We start from the raw sequence: 16053 nt of genomic DNA on the forward strand, positions 1-16053 counted from the left end.
CGACCATTATTGGCAATGCAATCTCAGGCCCGCACGGGGCCACTCGGTCTCGATCAGCGTGCCGCTCCACGAGCCGGTAAGCCATGCCCGCTTCATGTCATCGCCGCCGAAGCAGAGGTTCGTGATGTGCGTGTCTATGTCGACGGGCAGGAACTCGACGATGCCGCCTTCCGGGGCGAAGACCGTGACACCGCCCCGATGGAGCGTTCCCACGCAGACATTGCCGCTAGCTTCGACGGCCAGCGAGTCGAAGCGCGCAAAGGTGGGTGAAATGCCGATGAGCCGGCTGCCATGCGGTGAACTATTGGACGCCACGACCGGATGCGCCAGTTCGCCCGGCCCCTTGAGGTCCCAGGCCCAGACGCGCGCGGTCTCGGTCTCCGCCACGTATAGCGTGCTGCCATCGGGGGACAGGCCGATGCCGTTGGGCTTGCTGATGGGAAATACCAGGCGCTTGATGAGCGAACCGTCGGCTCGTGCATAGCAGACGCTTCCCAAGTCGGTGTCGGTCGCGCGGGCTTTGCCCAGGTCTGTGAAGTAAAAGCCACCGTGCGCATCGAAGACCAGGTCGTTGGGCCCCTTCAACGGCACGCCATCGACGCGGTCATAGAGCACCTCCGCCTTGCCCGTCTCGATATTCACCCGTTCGATACGGCCGGTGACGTAGTCGTCCGACTGCCCGGCATTGACCATGACACCATCGGCGCGGCGATGGAATTTCAGCCCGCCATTGTTCGTGACGTAGCAGGCGCCATCCGGTCCGAGCGCCGCGCCGTTGGGGCCGCCGCCGAGTGTGGAGACGATGTGCTTGCGCCCGCCCGGGGTCACGCGGGTCAGGGTGCGGCGGCGGATCTCCACCACGAGCACACTGCCATCCGGCAGCGCCACCGGCCCTTCCGGAAACCATAGGTCGTTCGCAACGACCCGTGTCTTGAGCTGGGGTGTGGTCATGCGCAAGGCTCTTCTGTTTTGGGTTGAACGACAGCGGCGGCAGCCGTCTCCGGTCGCACGATCAGGGCGTCCACCGCCCAGCCGCCCGTGGGCAGGGAAATGAAAGGGTTGATCTCGACGCTTGCGAGACTTTCGCCGCAGGCCAACGCGAAATCGGAAAGGTCGACGATGGCGGCAGCTATGGTTTCCATGTCCGCTGGAGGTCTGCCGCGCGCACCCTGCAACAGCGGCAGCGCTTTCAGACTTTTGACCATGCCCAGGGCCTGAGCGTGGCTGACCGGCGCGGGCAGGAAGGCGACATCCTTGAAAATCTCCACGAAGACACCGCCCAAGCCGCACATCACCACCGGCCCGAACACCGGGTCGCGCGCAACGCCAAGTACGATCTCCACGCCGCCCTGCACCATCGGCGAAAGCAGCAATCCCTCGACGCGGGCCTGCGGGCTGTGGCGGGCGACGTTGGTCATGATTGCCGTCCAGGCCTCGCGCAGGCCGGCCTCATCGGAAATGTTGATACGGACGCCGCCGGCGTCGCTCTTGTGCAGAATGTCGGGCGAGAGAACCTTGGCCGCCAGCGGAAATCCCAGGGCCGCCCCCGCGGTGACGCATTCCTCCACATCGGTGACGACCCGTTGCGGGACGAAAGGGATGCCGGCGGATTCCAGCAGCTCGCGGGCACGCGCCTCGTTGATGGGTCCGGGGGGCAACAAGAAGCCAGCGCGCCCGGCCGGTGCCGGCGCCGCTGCATTGTCGAAACCGGCCGCAATCGCGACAAGCGCCCCGAGTACCGCGGTCGCGCGGGTCGGATCGTCGAAGTACAGGATGCGATGCGCCTCGAGTTCCTGCACTACCGGCGCAATCGCCCGCGAGCCGAAGATCACGATCCGCGTGGGATGCTGTGCCCGCATGCGGAAGAACTCGGTCTTGATCTTGCCGAACTCCTGCTCGCTCTGCCCCATGTTGGCGTTGAAGCAGAGGATGGCATCGTAGCCTTCATGCTCGAAGACGACATCCATGATTCTTGTCAGCAGACTGCGGTCGCCCAGCGTCTGCCCGGTCGTGTCGACGGGGTTCACGGGGCTGCTGAAGGGCACGATCGCGCGTATGTGTTCCTGAGCCTCGACCGACAGCGGCGGCAGTACCAGACCGCAGGTGGCGGCTGTATCGGCCACGATGACCCCCACGCCACCCGACGGCGTGATGACGCCCAGCCGGTTTCCCAGGGGCAGCCCCGCGACCGAGCAGGCATAGGCCAGGTCGCACATCTCTTGCATTGAATGCACTCGCCGGGCGTTGTGGCTGCGAAAGATGGTTTCGTACACGGCATCGCTGCCCGCAAGCGAACCGGTGTGGGAAGTCGCGGCGGCGGCACCTTGCTCCGAGGCTCCGGCCTTCATCACGATCACGGGCTTGCGGGCGCGGCGCGCCGCCTCCAGCGCGGCGCGCAGGCGATCGCCGTCGCGGCAGCCTTCGATATAGGCCATCACTACCCGCGTACCTGGATCCGTGGCCAGCCAGGCGATACAGTCGGCCACGTCCGCGCCCGCTTCGTTCCCGGTCGCGAGGAAGTGACTAAAGCGAATGCCACGTTCGCCCGCCATGCCGTAGAGGTAGGACCCGATGGCACCGCTTTGGCTGACGATGGCAACGTCTCCTGGAGGATAGACCTGGTGCTCCAGTGCGCTCATGAACGTGGAGAACTGCCCCCTGCGCGCATTGACCATGCCGATGCAGTTCGGCCCCAGCAGCGCCACACCCGCGGCGGCGCATCGTTCCGCGATTCGCTGCTGCCGCAGCAAGCCTGCGTGATCGATCTCGCCGAATCCCGAACTCAGAATGACGATGGACTTCACCGGCAACGCCAGGGCCTCCTCCACCGCCGCTTCAACCTTGGCGCCGGGAATGGCAATGATCACTTGATCGACCGGCTTTCCTATGGCGGCCAGCGCGGCATAGGCCGGCAGCCCCTGCACCTCGCTTTGCGTCGGATTCACCGGATAAATGTCGCCAACAAAGCCGTGTGCCAACATGTAGGCGATCGGGCGTCCGCCGATCTTGCGAGGATCGGACGAGGCTCCCACCACAGCGATGGTCCGAGCCTCCATCAGGGCGCCGATGCCAACGCGTTGAACGACGGGCTCCTGTCTTTGAAGTTGAAGTTCTGAACTCATGTCTCTCCACTCGTTGTTGCTCTGCGGGGCGGCTGCCCTGGCCCCATTGCCCGCTCGCTTGCGTCGTCCTACGCCTTGGGCAGGCCAAGGATTCGCGTTGCAATCAGATTGCGCTGGATCTGGGACGTGCCGCCGAATATGGTCACCGGCCGCGTGATCATGTAGAGCCATTGCAGATCTTCGGGCATTCCCAATTCGGGATGCGCGCCCAACACTCCTCCATTCGCGCCGACCATTTCAGTGCTCGCCTGCGCAATCTCCTGCAATAGCTCGGCATTGAAGAGCTTCAACAGGGAGAACTCGGATTCGTCGGCCGTGCCGATCAAGGCGTCTGCGCACAGGCGCTCATACAGCGCGGCCGCGTCTCGCACGTCGCATCGAAACCGGGCCGCCAGCTCGCGAAAACTCGCCTGGACTTCGCAAGGCAGCGCTGCGGCGGTCCGCTCGAACACGCTCAATGCGAATCCGATCAATTCGGGCGCCCCATGGCTGTAGCGCTCGAAACCCAAAAGCACCTTGCCGACCTTCCAGCCATCGCCAACCGCCCCGACCACGTTCTCTCGTGGCACACGAACGTCGTCGAAAAACACCTCGCAGAGATGCTCCTCGCCGGCCAGGGTACGTATGGGCCGCACGCGGATGCCGGGAGTGTCCAGGGACACGAGCAGGAAGGTGATGCCCTCTTGTTTGCGCCCGCTGCCGTCGGTGCGCACCAGCATGTACATCATGTTGGCGTCGGTAGCCAACGTGGTCCATATCTTTTGCCCATTGACTATGAAGCTGTCGCCGTCGGCCACGGCTGCGGTACGCAGGTTGGCCAGATCGGACCCGGCGTTCGGTTCGGAATAGCCCTGGCACCATACGTCTTCGCACGACAATATTCGAGGAATGAAGTAGTTCTTCTGTGCCTCGGTGCCATAGCGCAGGAGGATGGGTGCGAGCATGCGCACCCCATGATCCAGCGGACGCGCCACACCGAAGCGATCCAGCTCCTCCTGATAGATGAGTTGCCGCTTCAGGGAAAGGCCCATGCCACCGTATGCCGCAGCCAGACCAGGAGCGCGCCAACCGTCCCGGTACTGGGCCCGCAGCCACTTGCGAGCCTCTTCGCCAGTGAGCTTTTCCAATGGATTGCGCAGCTTGGAGTCATAGTGCGCGGCAATCCAGGCGCGCCAACTGGATCGAAAGGCCTCGTCGTCCTGCTCCGCGGCAGGGCTGTGTTGCAACATTGGATTCATGCCCCATCCTTCAGGTGTTCTGCTTTGGCGTCCGTGATCCTGGCGACTCGGAGCCGCTGCTGGGTGCCGTTGCCCAGCCACGCGGCAAGCCTGATGGCGGATTTGAGATAGCAACCGATGTCGGCCTCGGCAGCGAAGCCGATGGCGCCATGTGCCTGGACGCCGAAACGGCCGGCCAGGAGCGCTGTGTCGGAGGTACGCGCCTTGGCCGCGGCCACGGCTGCCCGAGCAGCGGTGCTGCCGGGTTGCCCGGATTGCAACCGGACCGCCGCACCGCAGGCGGCAGCAGCCAGCGCCAGACCGATCCGGACATCCACCGCCATGTGCTGCAACGCCTGAAAGCTGCCTATCGGATGACCGAACTGCACGCGGGTGCGAAGATACTCCAGCGTGATTTCGAAGGCACGATCCGCGAGCCCCAACAGTTGCGCAGCCGTCGCCAGCATGGCCTCGTCCACCGCCTGTTGCAGTGAGGCGAGACACGGCGCACCGCTCGCCAAGAGTGCATCTGGCGGCAGTTCGAGATCCCGGAACTCGATCGTGGCGATGGTGCCGCCGTCGCTCGTCAGGCGGCCTTCGACGTGCACACCCGGGGCCGTGCGCTGCACGGCGAACAGTGCGGCCTCGCCGTCCAGCGAAGCGCTAACGAGGAGGATGTCGGCCCAATCTCCGGCCACGACCTGGCATTTGCATCCCGAGAGCAGGAAACCGCCTTCCTGGCGACGCTGCGCACGGGTAGTGGGCAAACCGACATCGAGTGCGAACGGCCCTTCCTGCCAGGCGACGGTACTGACGGCCTTGCCCGTCACCTGGCCTGCCGCGATTCTCCGCCAGGAGGACGTGTCCGCCGAACCCGCGGCAGTCGCCAGTACGGCAGGCATCACGGCACACGCGACGAAGGGGTCCGGCGCCGCATGCCGACCCAGGGCGTGGGCGAGGACCGCAACATGCTCGATGCCCAGTTCGCTGCCTCCCATCGCCTCGGGAAGCCGCAGCGCCAACCAGCCCTGGCCGGCCAGCTCTGCCCAGAAGGTTCGGTCATAGCCGCTTCGGGCCTGGTATTGCGCCCGAAGGCGCTGTGGATCGAAGCGATGGGAAAGAAATTCATCCGCAGAGTCCTCCAGGAGGATCGACGTCTCATCGCGGCTGTCAAAACGTGCCATGGAGATGTCCTACCTTCAAACGGTTGCCGCCGAGCCCAGGATCACCGTGCTCTGGCTTGCCAGCACACCGCCGTTTCCGTGTGCCAGCGCTACTTCACATCCGGCCACCTGCCGAGGGCCGCATTCGCCGCGCAACTGGCGGGTAGCCTCCACGAGCAGAAACAGCCCGTACATGCCGGGATGGGCATAGGAAAGGCCGCCGCCGTTGGTATTGGTGGGCAGCGAGCCGCCCGGGCGCAGCCTGCCGTCGGACACGAAGGCGCCGCCCTCGCCCTTCGGGCAGAACCCCAGGTCCTCCAGAAAAAGGATGGGATTGATCGTGAACGCGTCATAGAGCCCGCGCACATCCACATCCGACGGTCCCAGACCCGCCATGCGATATGCAGTCTCGCCCGACTGCCTGGCGCCGGTGGCGACGAGGTCCGGCATCTGCGAGATGCTCTGGTGGGTCTGCGCCTCGCCGCAGCCCAGGACATAGGCCGGGGGCTTGGCCAGATGCGCCGCCCGCTGCGCCGACGTCAATACCAGGGCGGCACCGCCGTCCGTGACCAGGCAGCAGTCGCGCACGGTAAGCGGATAGCTCACCATCGGCGAGGCCAGGACCTGTTCGGCGGTCAGTTCGCCACGCGCCCAGGCGAGCGGGTTGAGCTGCGCCCATTGGCGCGCGGCCACGGCCACTTCTGCCAGGTGCTCGCGCCGGGTGCCGTACACGTGCATATGGCGGGCTGCCGCCAGCGCATAGCCCGATGAAGGCAGGAAAGGCTTGTAGGGAGCCTCCCAGGGGTTGTATTCACGGACAACGTTGCCGCTGCGTCCGGCAGTGCGCAAGGTGCTGCCATACGCCACCACGGCCACCTTGCACAAGCCGGTCTCGATAGCGGCAACGGCATGCGCAACGTGGCTCATGAAGCTGGAGCCGCCGGTGTAGCTGGAGTCCGTATAGCGCGGCTGGATGCCCAGGTATTCGCCCAGTGCCAGCGTGAACATGCGGCTCTGCGTGGCCGCGCCGAACAACCCGTCCACCTCCGACAGGCCGATACCGGCATCGGCCAGTGCACGGTGCGTGGCCTGCGCGGCCAAGTCCATCGCGGACAACCCCGGAGCGACCTCGCCGAGGTCGGATTCGGCCACGCCGACGATGGCGCAACTGCCGCGTTCGATGCTGGCTGCGCTCATGCGTCCACCCGGTCGAAAACCACCAGGGGAAGCTCCTCGCCTTCCGCGCGGACGATGCGTGCCGATACCCTCTGGCCTATGGTCACTTGCATCGGATCCGGACATTCGACACGGCTCATCATGCGAAAGCCCTCGTCCAGATCGATCAGCGCCACGTTGTAGGGCGCCGCCCCGCGCGGGAACACAACGGTGCTCGAATACACCGTGCCACGGCCCTGGCTCACCCGCCACTCGACGCTGCCATTCTCCGGAATCACCCGCGGAAAGAAAACAGCGTGGTCACGTTCCTTGTCGTACTGGTAGGCCAACGCTCCACGCTGCAGATGCGCGGTATACGTGGCCAGTGGAGACTGCGCTATGCGTTCATTCATGAGTTTCGATTCCTTGGTCATTGTTCAGCTTCTGCCGCGACTGCCGATTCAGGCAGGCTCGATGCCGGCCGCTCGAGTGATGCGTCGCCAGCGCTCCCCCTCCTGAGCGACGAAAGCCCGGGTCTCGGCAACCGTGTAGGGGCGGAATTCCACGCCCGCGGTGTGCAGAACCTCGCGCGCATGAGCCGATGCGAAAGAAGCGTTCGCCGCTTCGTTGAGCTGTTCGATGACAGGCTCGGGCGCCCCCTTGGCCGTGACCAGCACGTTCCACAGCGAAGCGTCGAAATCGTCGATTCCCCCCTCGCGCACCGTGGGGACATCCGGCAGCACGCTGGAGCGTTCCGCGCTGGTCACGGCCAGCGCCCGCAGTTGGCCGGCCTCGATGGCCGCTCGGGCGATGGGCACGGACAGCAGCGCCATGTCGAGCTGTCCCCCCAACAGATCATTCAGGATCTGGCCGTGGCCTTGATAGGAGACGGACGAGATATCCACCTGCGCAGCGGTGCACAGGTAGCGCAGAGTGATGTAGCTCGGCGATCCTTGGGCCGGGGTGCCGCAGAAGAAGGGTTCGGATCGGCCGCGCGCCGCGGCCAGGAGAGCAGGCAGGTCGGGGTAGGGCGACTGCGTATGCACTACGATCAGGTTGCCGAATGCCCCAAGGTGGGCGATCGGCTCCAGGTCCCGCCCCATCAGAAAAGGCATGTTCTTCTGGGTCAACGCCAGCGTCACGCTGGTACCGATGCCGCTGATGCCCAGCACGCTGCCGTCGGGCCGGGCCTGTGCAACCACCCTGATGCCGATCAGTCCGTCCGCGCCGCCGCGGTTCTCCGGCACCACCGCTCGGCCCAGACGCTCAGAGCCCGTGGCCGCCAGCAAGCGGCCGATGATGTCCGTTCCGCCGCCGACCGGATAGGGGATGACCAGGCGGATAACCTCTCCGCCAGCCGCTGCCGCAGCAAATCCGGGCAGCACAGCGGTCGCCATTGCCGACAGTACCGCACGCCGCCGCAGCGAGATGGAGCCAGTGGTTCCGGTCATGGCCGTCCTCCGACGCCGGCGGCCTCGGAGACCGCCTTCCATGATTCGTAATCCTCTGCCACGCGCCGCGTGGCCTCGGCCTGCGTGCTGGCGACGACCCGCAGGCCCAGAGCCTCGTAGCGCGCCGCCACCTGCGGGTCGGCGAGGATGTCGACCACCTCCTTGTTGATCCGGTCGGCTATCGCCTTTGGCAGATGGGAAGGCCCGAACAACGCCATCCATCCGACGACGCTGAACCCGGGCAACACGCTCGCGATAGGCGGCACGTCCGGCAGCAACGGCTCGGTGTCCTGGCCCGAGGTGGCCAGCGCACGCACCTTGCCCGCAGCCACGAAGGGTTGAACCTCGGAAGCGGTGGCGAACATCCAGTCCACATGGCCGGCCGCGACCGCTGTCATCGCCTCGTTGTTGCCCTTGTACGGAATGTGCGTGAAGTTCGCTCCGGCGCCCCTGGCCAGCAGTTCGCTGGTGAGATGGTTGCTGGAACCGACGCCGGAGGAGCCATAGGCGAGGGGCGTGTCGGAACGCTGGGCAAGCGCGATGAACTCGGACAGGTCCTTCGCGGGCAGGGCGGCATTGACCACCAGCACGTTGTGGTACTCCGCCAGCAGCGTTATGGGGGTGAAGCCTTCTATGGGGTCATAGGGTTTCACAGGCTGGATGACGGGCGTGATGGCGTGGCTGGCCGTATTGCCCAGCCCGATGGTGTAGCCGTCCGGTACGGCCCGGCTCAGGCGCGCCATGCCGATGGAGCCGCCCACGCCGCCGATGTTCTCGATGACCACCGGCTGCCCGAGCCGCTGCTGCAGCCGTTCCGCGATGACGCGGCTCAGGGTGTCGGTGGATCCTCCCGCGCCAAATGGCACGATGTACCTGATGGATCGCGACGGCCACGTGTCTGCCGCCACCGCCGTCGCCGCGAGCGTCAGTGAAATCGTGAAAGCCAGAAATCTCTTCATTCTGTTTGTCTCCTCGTCACGGCCAGGCCGTTGTTCAATACCACCACCTCGCGCTCGGCCGAACGGCCGACGAAGCTGATGTTTTCTTTGTCCTGCCAAAGTGAAAGTTCCAGCGTCTCGCCGGGGTAGAACACGCCGGAGAAGCGCACATCGAGCGACGCGAGCCGTGCGCAGTCCCAGCCCAGAAGTGCCTGGACAAGCCCGCGCGCGGCAATGCCGTAGAGACAGAGCCCGTGCAGGATCGGGCGAGGAAAGCCCGCCTTCGAGGCGAACGTCGGGTCCACGTGCAGAGGGTTGCGGTCCACGTTCAACCGGTACAGCAGCGCCGCATCGGCCCGCGTGGGCAGGCGCACGACCACGTCGGCGGGCCGCTCCGGCACGACATGGAGCGCCGGCGCCTCGCCGAATCCCGAGCCGAATCCTCCGTCGGCACGGCAGAACGTCGAATGCACTATGGTGGCGTAAAGCTCGCCGCTGTCGCGCTCGGCGATGGATCGCTCCAGATGCACCACCGCGCCTTTGTCGATACCCTTGTCCTCGACGGCCAGCACCCGCGCCGTACCGCGCAGGCGACCGGCGGGCGGCAAGGGACGATGAAAGCGCATGCGCTGCTCGCCATGCACCACTTTGTTTCGCGTGACCCCGAACGCCGGGTTGTGTAGCCATACGCCGGGGTGGCACAGGACAGCCGCCATTGTGGGAACCGTCCGCTGCTGCTTCTCATAGACGAAGTCGATCTCGCCCGGATGCGTCGGAACGGCACCGAACCCCACCGACAATGCGTACAGCAGAGAATCGCGATCGCTATAGTCCTGCGTGACCTCGGGAAACCGCCAACTGGCAAGGGCCTGCGGATCTAGGGGCATGATTGCTCCTGAAGCTGTCAGACCGCATCCCATGGGAAGACATCCCGCGTGCGCTCAAGCGGCGTCAGCGAGGACCTCCATGCGCCCGGCAAGGTCGATGCGAGCGATTGCGACGTCCAGCCGTCCCCTCTCTGGAGAACGCGTATTGGCCGGGGCTGGCTGTACAAATAAACCTCGTTGCCACGCGCACCGAAGATCTGACCACTGATGTCCTTGGCCCCGTCGGAGCACAGGAAAACCGCGAGCGGTGCCACCTGATCTGCTCGCGTCGTTGCTCGACGCTTTGCCATGTACGCCTCCTGCTGCTCGGGCGACAAGCCAGGTACGCTTTCGATCATCCGGCCGAAGGCATGCGGCGCGATGCAGTTCGAACGCACGCCAAAGCGTTGCATCTCCATGGCGATGGAGCGGGACAGCCCCACGATGCCCATCTTGGCTGCGGCGTAGTTCGCCTGACCGATAGACCCGATGAGACCCGCGGCGGAAGTCATGTGCACGAAAGCGCCGCTGCCTTGCTGGCGAAAATGCGGGGCGGCGGCGCGGCTCATGTTCCACGCGCCATAAAGGTGGACCTTCATCACCGCATCGAATTCGGCTTCCTCCATTTTGTGAAAGATCGCATCGCGCAGGATGCCAGCGCTATTGACGACGGCATCCACACGGCCGAAGGTGTCCACGGCACGCTGCACGATCTGCTGGGCGTTGTCGAATGTGGTTATGCTGGTGGCGTCGCCGATGGCGCGGCCCCCGGCAGAAGTAATCTCCGCCGCGACCATGTCCGCAACGGTCGATGAACCGCCTTCCCCCTTCAGGCTGACCCCGAGGTCATTGACCACGACACTGGCGCCTTCGGCCGCCATCGCAGCCGCGATGGCCTTGCCGAGCGCGCCTCCGCCCCCGGTTACGATCACCACTTTGTCCACCATCGTGGCGTGACTCGTCGTCATAGCTGTCTCCCATAAGTTGGCGCTCAATATAGGGAAACAGAGAAGGGCTGAATACTTCCAATTGCTTGGGGTCGACATCACAAATAGTCAGACCTCGAACGAATGCGGTGCAGGCGCGTGGGCCGTGAGCAGTTGCTGGACGAGCGTGGGGCTGCTCTGATAGGCTGACGGCTCCATATCCATATGGCCTGGACACGCAGAAGAAGGCGGGAGCGGGCCGCACGCCACGAGCCATGGCCGATACCCGCGAGCGCTTCATTCCACCGCTCAACCCACTGCGTTTCTTCGATGTCGTGGCACGGACTCACAACCTCACGACCGCCGCCCGGGAGTTGAACGTCACCCAATCAGCGGTCAGCCGGCAGATTGCTGTGCTGGAGTCCTATCTGGGCGTGGAACTGTTCAGACGTAGCCGGCACGGCGTAAAGCTCACTCCCGCCGGCGCGCGATATGCCGAGCGGATTCTGCCGGCGTTCCTCGACATTTCCAGTGCGACCAACGATCTGGTCTCGGGACCTACCGATGGGGCATTGCGCGTGCGCACCTACACCACGTTCGCAACCCAGTGGCTGCTGCCTCGGCTCGCGAAATTCGAGCAGGCTCAGCCTGGCGTGCAGATCGACATCGTCACCGGCATGCGTGACGTGGACTTCACCCGGGACAACGTACACGTGTCCATTCAATCCGGCATCGGCGAAGTGCCCGAGGACGAGATCTGCACCACACTTTTCCACGACGTGATCGATCCGGTCTGCGCACCCTCCTACTGTGCAGACCATCTGTCGGAAGGTTCGAACGAAAGACTGAGATTGCTGTTCGCGCGGTACAGCCACGCGGACTGGGAGGACTGGCTCGCACGCTCGGACCCATCGCTGGCTCGCCGCATGGAACAGGCGGACCGCAGTAGCTACAGCATCTCGCTACTCGCATGGCGCGCCGCATCGCAGAACCTGGGCATTGCCATGGGTCAACTTGCGATGCTGACGGAGGAAATCGATAGAGGCGACCTGATTCGCCCATTCGGACGGCCGATGAAGCGTGACGCGGCGTACAGACTTCTTCGTCCGCGGTCAGGTCAGAAACACGGAATGCGTGACGTGTTCTGCGACTGGCTTCTCAACGAGGCTGCGTCGACGCGCAAGACGGTTGAGCAACTGTGGTGAGCGAGATCGAGGAAAACGGTCTCGCAGTCGATCAGGCAAGCTGAGCCAGGCGCGCATGGCGCATCAGTTATCGCGGATAGCGCGGCAGGCGGCTACCGTCGCCCGGAATGGACGCACAATGGCTGCGTGAGCTGTTGTCAGGCCCCGTCCCCTGGCGCTCGACGGTTACCCGGTGCTACCATCGCTGGCATGCTAGCGCTCACTGCAGCTTTGCCTTCCCCCCCATGCCGGCGCCTGCCGGCCATCCACGACCCCGTCACCGCGCGCCGGCACGACCGGCCTGGCAGCGCGGCCCGCCCGCGCGGCGGTCGCGGTCTTCCTGGAGCGCCGCGTTCCAAGATGACAGCGTGATGCGCAAGTTCTACGGGTGGAAGATCGTCGGCGCGGGCTGCGCCATACAGTTCCTGCAGGCCGGCCTGCTGCACCAGGCGTTCGGGGCCTACGTATCGGTGCTTTCCGACGAGCGCGGCTGGAGCAAGACTTCGCTGTCCGGCGCGGCCGCGCTGCAGTCCGCCGAGGCGGCCCTGCTCGGACCGCTGCTGGGCTGGCTGGTCGACCGCTTCGGCTCGCGCGGGCTGATCAGGCTGGGCGTCGCCATTCTCGGCCTGGGCTTCATGCTGTTGAGCACGATCCAATCGCTGGGCACGTTCTACGGGGCCATCATCGTCATCGCCATCGGCTCCAGCCTGTCCGGCTTCTTCCCGGTCACCGTGGGCGTCATCAACTGGTTCGAGCGCAAGCGGGCTCGCGCGCTGTCCACGGTCGGCTTCGGGCTCGCCCTGGGCGGCACCTGCGTGCCTCTGGTCGCCTGGTCGATCCAGACCTGGGGGTGGCGCCCGACCGCCTTCGCCTCGGGCGTGTTGATCATTGCGGCGGGCTTGCCTCTGGCCTCGCTCTTCAAGCGCCGCCCCGAGGACGTCGGCCAGACCCTGGACGGCCTGCCGCCGCCGGTGCCCGACGCCGGCAAGCCGACCGCGGACGGCGAGGCTGCCGCCCGACAGGGCCTGACCGCCCGGCAGGCCCTGCGCACCAGCGCCTTCTGGCTGCTGGCCGGCGGCCACGGCAGCGCGCTGCTGATCGTGACCGCGGTCAACGTCCACGCGATCTCGCACATCCACCACGGGCTGGGCTATACCCTGGCCCAGGCCGCGCTGGCGATCACCTTCATGACCATCGCGCAGATCGCCGGGGTCGGCCTGGGCTGGCTGATCGGCGACGTCTTCGAGAAGCGCTATCTGTGCGCCGGCTGCATGCTGATGCACGCCAGCGGCATGCTGCTGCTGGCTCACGCCCAGTCGCCGCTGCACATCGCGGCCTTCGCCCTGCTGCACGGCATGGCCTGGGGGCTGCGCGGTCCGCTGATGCAGGCCGTGCGGGCGGACTACTTCGGCCGGCTCGCCATCGGCAAGATCCTGGGGTTGTCGCTGATCGTGGTGTCGATCGGGCAGATCGCCGGCCCGCTGGTCGCCGGCGTCCTGGCCGACCGCATGGGCGACTATCGCCCCGGCTTCACCGTGCTGGCCAGCCTGGCCCTGCTGGGCTCGCTGATGTTCCTGGCGGCCCGGCCGCCGGCGGGCATGCGGCCGGTGCCGGCCTGAACCGCGGGCTCGCCGCGGACTGACCGCGGGATGGACGCAGGCCGGCGCACCGCCCGATCACCGGTTTTGGCCGGTTTTCCCGCCTGTTTCCCGGCCTTTGAGGGCCGCGGGCGACACCTACAATGGCCGATGCTTTTCTCCGATCGCCTGCCTCGGCCCGCGCGCCGCCGGTCGCCATGAAACTCTCCCGCCTCAACCCCTCCACCCTGATCGGCATCTTCGCCAGCCTGCTGCTGCTGGCCATCGTGCTGATGTTCGCCAGCAACGACCCCAGCATGTACGTCAACCTGCCGGGGCTGGCCATCGTGCTCGGGGGAACGTTCGCCGCGACCTTCATCGCCTATCCGCTGCGCGAAGTGCTGCGGATCTTCGCGCTGGTGCGCACGGTGTTCAGCCGCGAGCGCAGCACGACCGGCCGCGACATCGAGGATCTCACGCACATCGCCCAGATCTGGAGCCGGCACGACGTGCACCAGGCCGAGCAAGCCCTGCAGGAGGTGCACAACCCCTATCTGCGCAGCGGCGTGCAACTGGTCATCGACAACACGCCCGACGATGAAGTCGCCGACTTCCTGCAATGGCGCATCGCCCGCCTGCGCGCCCGCGAGCAGGCCGAAGCCCAGCTCTTTCGCGTCATGGCGGGCTTTGCGCCGGCCTTCGGCATGATCGGCACCCTGGTCGGGCTCGTCAACATGCTCACCATGCTGGGCGATGGCGACATCCAGGCCATTGGCCAGCAGATGGCCATCGCGCTGATGACCACGTTCTACGGCATCCTGCTCGCCAACCTGGTGTGCAAGCCGATTGCCGTCAAGCTGGAACGCCGCACCGAGCAGCGCGTGCTCGCCATGAACACCCTCATGTACGGCATCGGCCTGATGGCCGAGCGCCGCAGCCCGGCCGTGCTGCGCGAAACGCTGCAGGCCTTCATGGCCGACTACGAAGACGAAATGCACGACAGCCGCCTCGCGCAGCGCGACGCCGGCACCCCCGCGGGCGCGCCGGCCCGGCCGGCCGCCACGCCGCGATGAGCGCCAACCCCTCGGCCCCGCTGCGCTCGCTGCACCCGGAGCTTCGCGAGCGCCTGAAGCGGCTCGAGCAGCTCGAACGCGGTGCACAGCGCGCGCGGCGCGCACGCTGGCGCCTGGCCGGACCGGTGGGTGACGACGAAAGCGGCGGCTGGATGCTGAGCTATCTGGACCTGGTCACGCTGATGCTCGTGCTGCTGGTGGTCCTGGTCGCCCTGGCCCGCGCGCAGGGCGGCGCGGCCGCACTTCTTCCCACGCTGTCCGGCGATCCGTCCGCCATGGCGGCCGTGCGCGCCGTCGGCCCCCCGCAACTGGAGCCCGCGGCGGCGCCAGCCGACGTGGCCGGCGATTCGTCCCGCGCGGATGCCGCAACGCCCGACGTGGCCACGCCAGCCGCGCAAGCTGCGGGCGAGGACGCGACGAGCCTGCTGGCCTACGCGGACGGTGCCTGGGCGCCGGTGGTCACCCAGGCCACGGACCAAGGCGCGGGCCTGCCGACCGTCGCAAGCCATGCCGAGGCGCCGCTGCCCGCCCTGGCCACGGCTGACGGTGCGAGCCTGCCGGCCGATTCGGACGACGCCGGCGCACCGCTCGCAGCGGCCATGGACCTGCCCGACACCTTGCCGCATACGGTCGCACTGGCGGGCAGCATCGCCCCCGAGGCGCCTGACGCGCCGCAACGCTGGACCCTGCCGGGCTTTGCGGACTTTGCCGAACGGCTGGCAGGCAGGCGCGCGCCACCTGGTCCGGCCCTGGCCACCGGCGAGCCGGCCGCGCCGGCGCCCGCTGCGATGGCGCCCGAGCCCCTGCCCGACCTCGCACAGCTCGGCCTGGACGGCCTGGGCGAAGGCATCGACGTCATCCTCAACGAACGCTCGGTGAGCTTTCGCATCAGCAACGAGCTGCTGTTCCCTTCCGGCCAGGCCGATCTCGCCGGTGCCGGCCCCGAGGTCATCGGTCGGCTCTCCCATGCGCTGGCGCGGCACCCCTATCCCGTCTCGGTGGAGGGCCATACCGACGTGATCCCGATCCAGACCAACCGCTTCCCGTCCAACTGGGAACTGTCCACCGCACGGGCGACCAGCGTGCTGCGCCAGCTCATGCACGGCGGCGTCGCCTCGGATCGCCTGCGGGCGATCGGCTATGCCCATACCCGCCCCATCGCCGACAACGGCACGGCCGAGGGACGCGCCACCAACCGGCGGGTGGAGCTGATCATGGACATCCCGCCCGGCACCAAGCCGCCGCCGCTCTCGCGCTGACGGCCCGGCCTTCGGCCATGAAGCGCCTTCGACGCTCGTCCTGGCTCGTCCGGCCGGACAGCCTCGGGACATGCCCCGCCAAATATACCTGGGTAGTTTTCTGCCACGCCGTTCGGGCGTGC

General features: G+C 66.5%; 14 protein-coding genes. 4 read left to right on the plus strand and 10 right to left on the minus strand.

Translation table 11 applies throughout. The features are described from left to right. Nucleotides 1-6: 6 nt before the first annotated feature. The 10 genes from FOZ76_RS14305 to FOZ76_RS14350 all read right to left on the minus strand — a co-directional run bounded on the left by FOZ76_RS14305 (nucleotide 7) and on the right by FOZ76_RS14350 (nucleotide 10880). On the minus strand, nucleotides 7-951 hold the full coding sequence (locus FOZ76_RS14305; RefSeq protein WP_143948944.1) for an SMP-30/gluconolactonase/LRE family protein: 945 nt from the start codon (nucleotides 949-951) through the stop codon (nucleotides 7-9). After that, nucleotides 948-3122 carry an acetate--CoA ligase family protein gene (locus FOZ76_RS14310; RefSeq protein ID WP_170235451.1) on the minus strand — a complete coding sequence of 725 codons (2175 nt, stop codon included), beginning with the start codon at nucleotides 3120-3122 and terminating at the stop codon, nucleotides 948-950. Before FOZ76_RS14310 ends, FOZ76_RS14305 begins: the two co-directional genes overlap by 4 nt. Before the next feature lie 68 nt (nucleotides 3123-3190). Further along, nucleotides 3191-4360, minus strand: coding sequence for an acyl-CoA dehydrogenase family protein (locus FOZ76_RS14315; RefSeq protein WP_143948946.1), 1170 nt, complete (start codon nucleotides 4358-4360; stop codon nucleotides 3191-3193). Then, entirely contained in the window at nucleotides 4357-5523 is a 1167-nt protein-coding gene (locus FOZ76_RS14320; RefSeq protein WP_143948947.1) for an acyl-CoA dehydrogenase family protein, read from the minus strand. Before FOZ76_RS14320 ends, FOZ76_RS14315 begins: the two co-directional genes overlap by 4 nt. 15 nt (nucleotides 5524-5538) lie before the next feature. Further along, nucleotides 5539-6699 carry an acetyl-CoA acetyltransferase gene (locus FOZ76_RS14325; RefSeq protein WP_143948948.1) on the minus strand — a complete coding sequence of 387 codons (1161 nt, stop codon included), beginning with the start codon at nucleotides 6697-6699 and terminating at the stop codon, nucleotides 5539-5541. Continuing rightward, entirely contained in the window at nucleotides 6696-7091 is a 396-nt protein-coding gene (locus FOZ76_RS14330; RefSeq protein WP_143948949.1) for a Zn-ribbon domain-containing OB-fold protein, read from the minus strand. Before FOZ76_RS14330 ends, FOZ76_RS14325 begins: the two co-directional genes overlap by 4 nt. A 27-nt stretch (nucleotides 7092-7118) precedes the next feature. Next, nucleotides 7119-8108 (minus strand): Bug family tripartite tricarboxylate transporter substrate binding protein, encoded by a 990-nt coding sequence (locus FOZ76_RS14335; RefSeq protein WP_170235452.1) that lies wholly within the window; start codon nucleotides 8106-8108, stop codon nucleotides 7119-7121. Beyond that, on the minus strand, nucleotides 8105-9067 hold the full coding sequence (locus FOZ76_RS14340) for a Bug family tripartite tricarboxylate transporter substrate binding protein (protein ID WP_143948951.1): 963 nt from the start codon (nucleotides 9065-9067) through the stop codon (nucleotides 8105-8107). The genes FOZ76_RS14335 and FOZ76_RS14340 overlap by 4 nt, the downstream gene beginning before the upstream one ends. Next, complete coding sequence (locus tag FOZ76_RS14345; RefSeq protein WP_143948952.1) at nucleotides 9064-9933, minus strand: MaoC/PaaZ C-terminal domain-containing protein; 870 nt, start codon at nucleotides 9931-9933, stop codon at nucleotides 9064-9066. Before FOZ76_RS14345 ends, FOZ76_RS14340 begins: the two co-directional genes overlap by 4 nt. A 17-nt stretch (nucleotides 9934-9950) precedes the next feature. Continuing rightward, nucleotides 9951-10880: an SDR family oxidoreductase gene (locus FOZ76_RS14350; protein WP_425473285.1), complete on the minus strand. Its 930-nt coding sequence runs from the start codon at nucleotides 10878-10880 to the stop codon at nucleotides 9951-9953. Between the two features lie 233 nt (nucleotides 10881-11113). Between FOZ76_RS14350 and FOZ76_RS14355 the strand changes: the two genes are divergently transcribed. From FOZ76_RS14355 to FOZ76_RS14370, 4 genes are all read left to right on the plus strand, one after another. Next, on the plus strand, nucleotides 11114-12043 hold the full coding sequence (locus FOZ76_RS14355) for a LysR family transcriptional regulator (RefSeq protein WP_143948953.1): 930 nt from the start codon (nucleotides 11114-11116) through the stop codon (nucleotides 12041-12043). Between the two features lie 350 nt (nucleotides 12044-12393). Next, nucleotides 12394-13641, plus strand: a complete 1248-nt coding sequence (locus FOZ76_RS14360; protein ID WP_170235453.1) for an MFS transporter — start codon at nucleotides 12394-12396, stop codon at nucleotides 13639-13641. 176 nt (nucleotides 13642-13817) lie between these two features. Next, a complete protein-coding gene (locus FOZ76_RS14365; protein ID WP_143948955.1) occupies nucleotides 13818-14672 on the plus strand; it encodes a motility protein A in 855 nt (284 codons plus the stop codon). Continuing rightward, nucleotides 14669-15931 carry an OmpA family protein gene (locus tag FOZ76_RS14370; RefSeq protein ID WP_143948956.1) on the plus strand — a complete coding sequence of 421 codons (1263 nt, stop codon included), beginning with the start codon at nucleotides 14669-14671 and terminating at the stop codon, nucleotides 15929-15931. The genes FOZ76_RS14365 and FOZ76_RS14370 overlap by 4 nt, the downstream gene beginning before the upstream one ends. The last annotated feature ends 122 nt before the right edge of the window (nucleotides 15932-16053 follow it).

Origin of the sequence: Verticiella sediminum, from assembly GCF_007558815.1 — a bacterium.
Classification (GTDB): domain Bacteria; phylum Pseudomonadota; class Gammaproteobacteria; order Burkholderiales; family Burkholderiaceae_B; genus Verticiella; species Verticiella sediminum.

Bases quoted from the DNA above. Each gene is read 5' to 3' on its own strand.
- FOZ76_RS14305 (WP_143948944.1), bottom strand. From the start codon at position 951: ATGACCACACCCCAGCTCAAGACACGGGTCGTTGCGAACGACCTATGG.
- FOZ76_RS14310 (WP_170235451.1), bottom strand. From the start codon at position 3,122: ATGAGTTCAGAACTTCAACTTCAAAGACAGGAGCCCGTCGTTCAACGC.
- FOZ76_RS14315 (WP_143948946.1), bottom strand. From the start codon at position 4,360: ATGAATCCAATGTTGCAACACAGCCCTGCCGCGGAGCAGGACGACGAG.
- FOZ76_RS14320 (WP_143948947.1), bottom strand. From the start codon at position 5,523: ATGGCACGTTTTGACAGCCGCGATGAGACGTCGATCCTCCTGGAGGAC.
- FOZ76_RS14325 (WP_143948948.1), bottom strand. From the start codon at position 6,699: ATGAGCGCAGCCAGCATCGAACGCGGCAGTTGCGCCATCGTCGGCGTG.
- FOZ76_RS14330 (WP_143948949.1), bottom strand. From the start codon at position 7,091: ATGACCAAGGAATCGAAACTCATGAATGAACGCATAGCGCAGTCTCCA.
- FOZ76_RS14335 (WP_170235452.1), bottom strand. From the start codon at position 8,108: ATGACCGGAACCACTGGCTCCATCTCGCTGCGGCGGCGTGCGGTACTG.
- FOZ76_RS14340 (WP_143948951.1), bottom strand. From the start codon at position 9,067: ATGAAGAGATTTCTGGCTTTCACGATTTCACTGACGCTCGCGGCGACG.
- FOZ76_RS14345 (WP_143948952.1), bottom strand. From the start codon at position 9,933: ATGCCCCTAGATCCGCAGGCCCTTGCCAGTTGGCGGTTTCCCGAGGTC.
- FOZ76_RS14350 (WP_425473285.1), bottom strand. From the start codon at position 10,880: ATGACGACGAGTCACGCCACGATGGTGGACAAAGTGGTGATCGTAACC.
- FOZ76_RS14355 (WP_143948953.1), top strand. From the start codon at position 11,114: ATGGCCGATACCCGCGAGCGCTTCATTCCACCGCTCAACCCACTGCGT.
- FOZ76_RS14360 (WP_170235453.1), top strand. From the start codon at position 12,394: ATGCGCAAGTTCTACGGGTGGAAGATCGTCGGCGCGGGCTGCGCCATA.
- FOZ76_RS14365 (WP_143948955.1), top strand. From the start codon at position 13,818: ATGAAACTCTCCCGCCTCAACCCCTCCACCCTGATCGGCATCTTCGCC.
- FOZ76_RS14370 (WP_143948956.1), top strand. From the start codon at position 14,669: ATGAGCGCCAACCCCTCGGCCCCGCTGCGCTCGCTGCACCCGGAGCTT.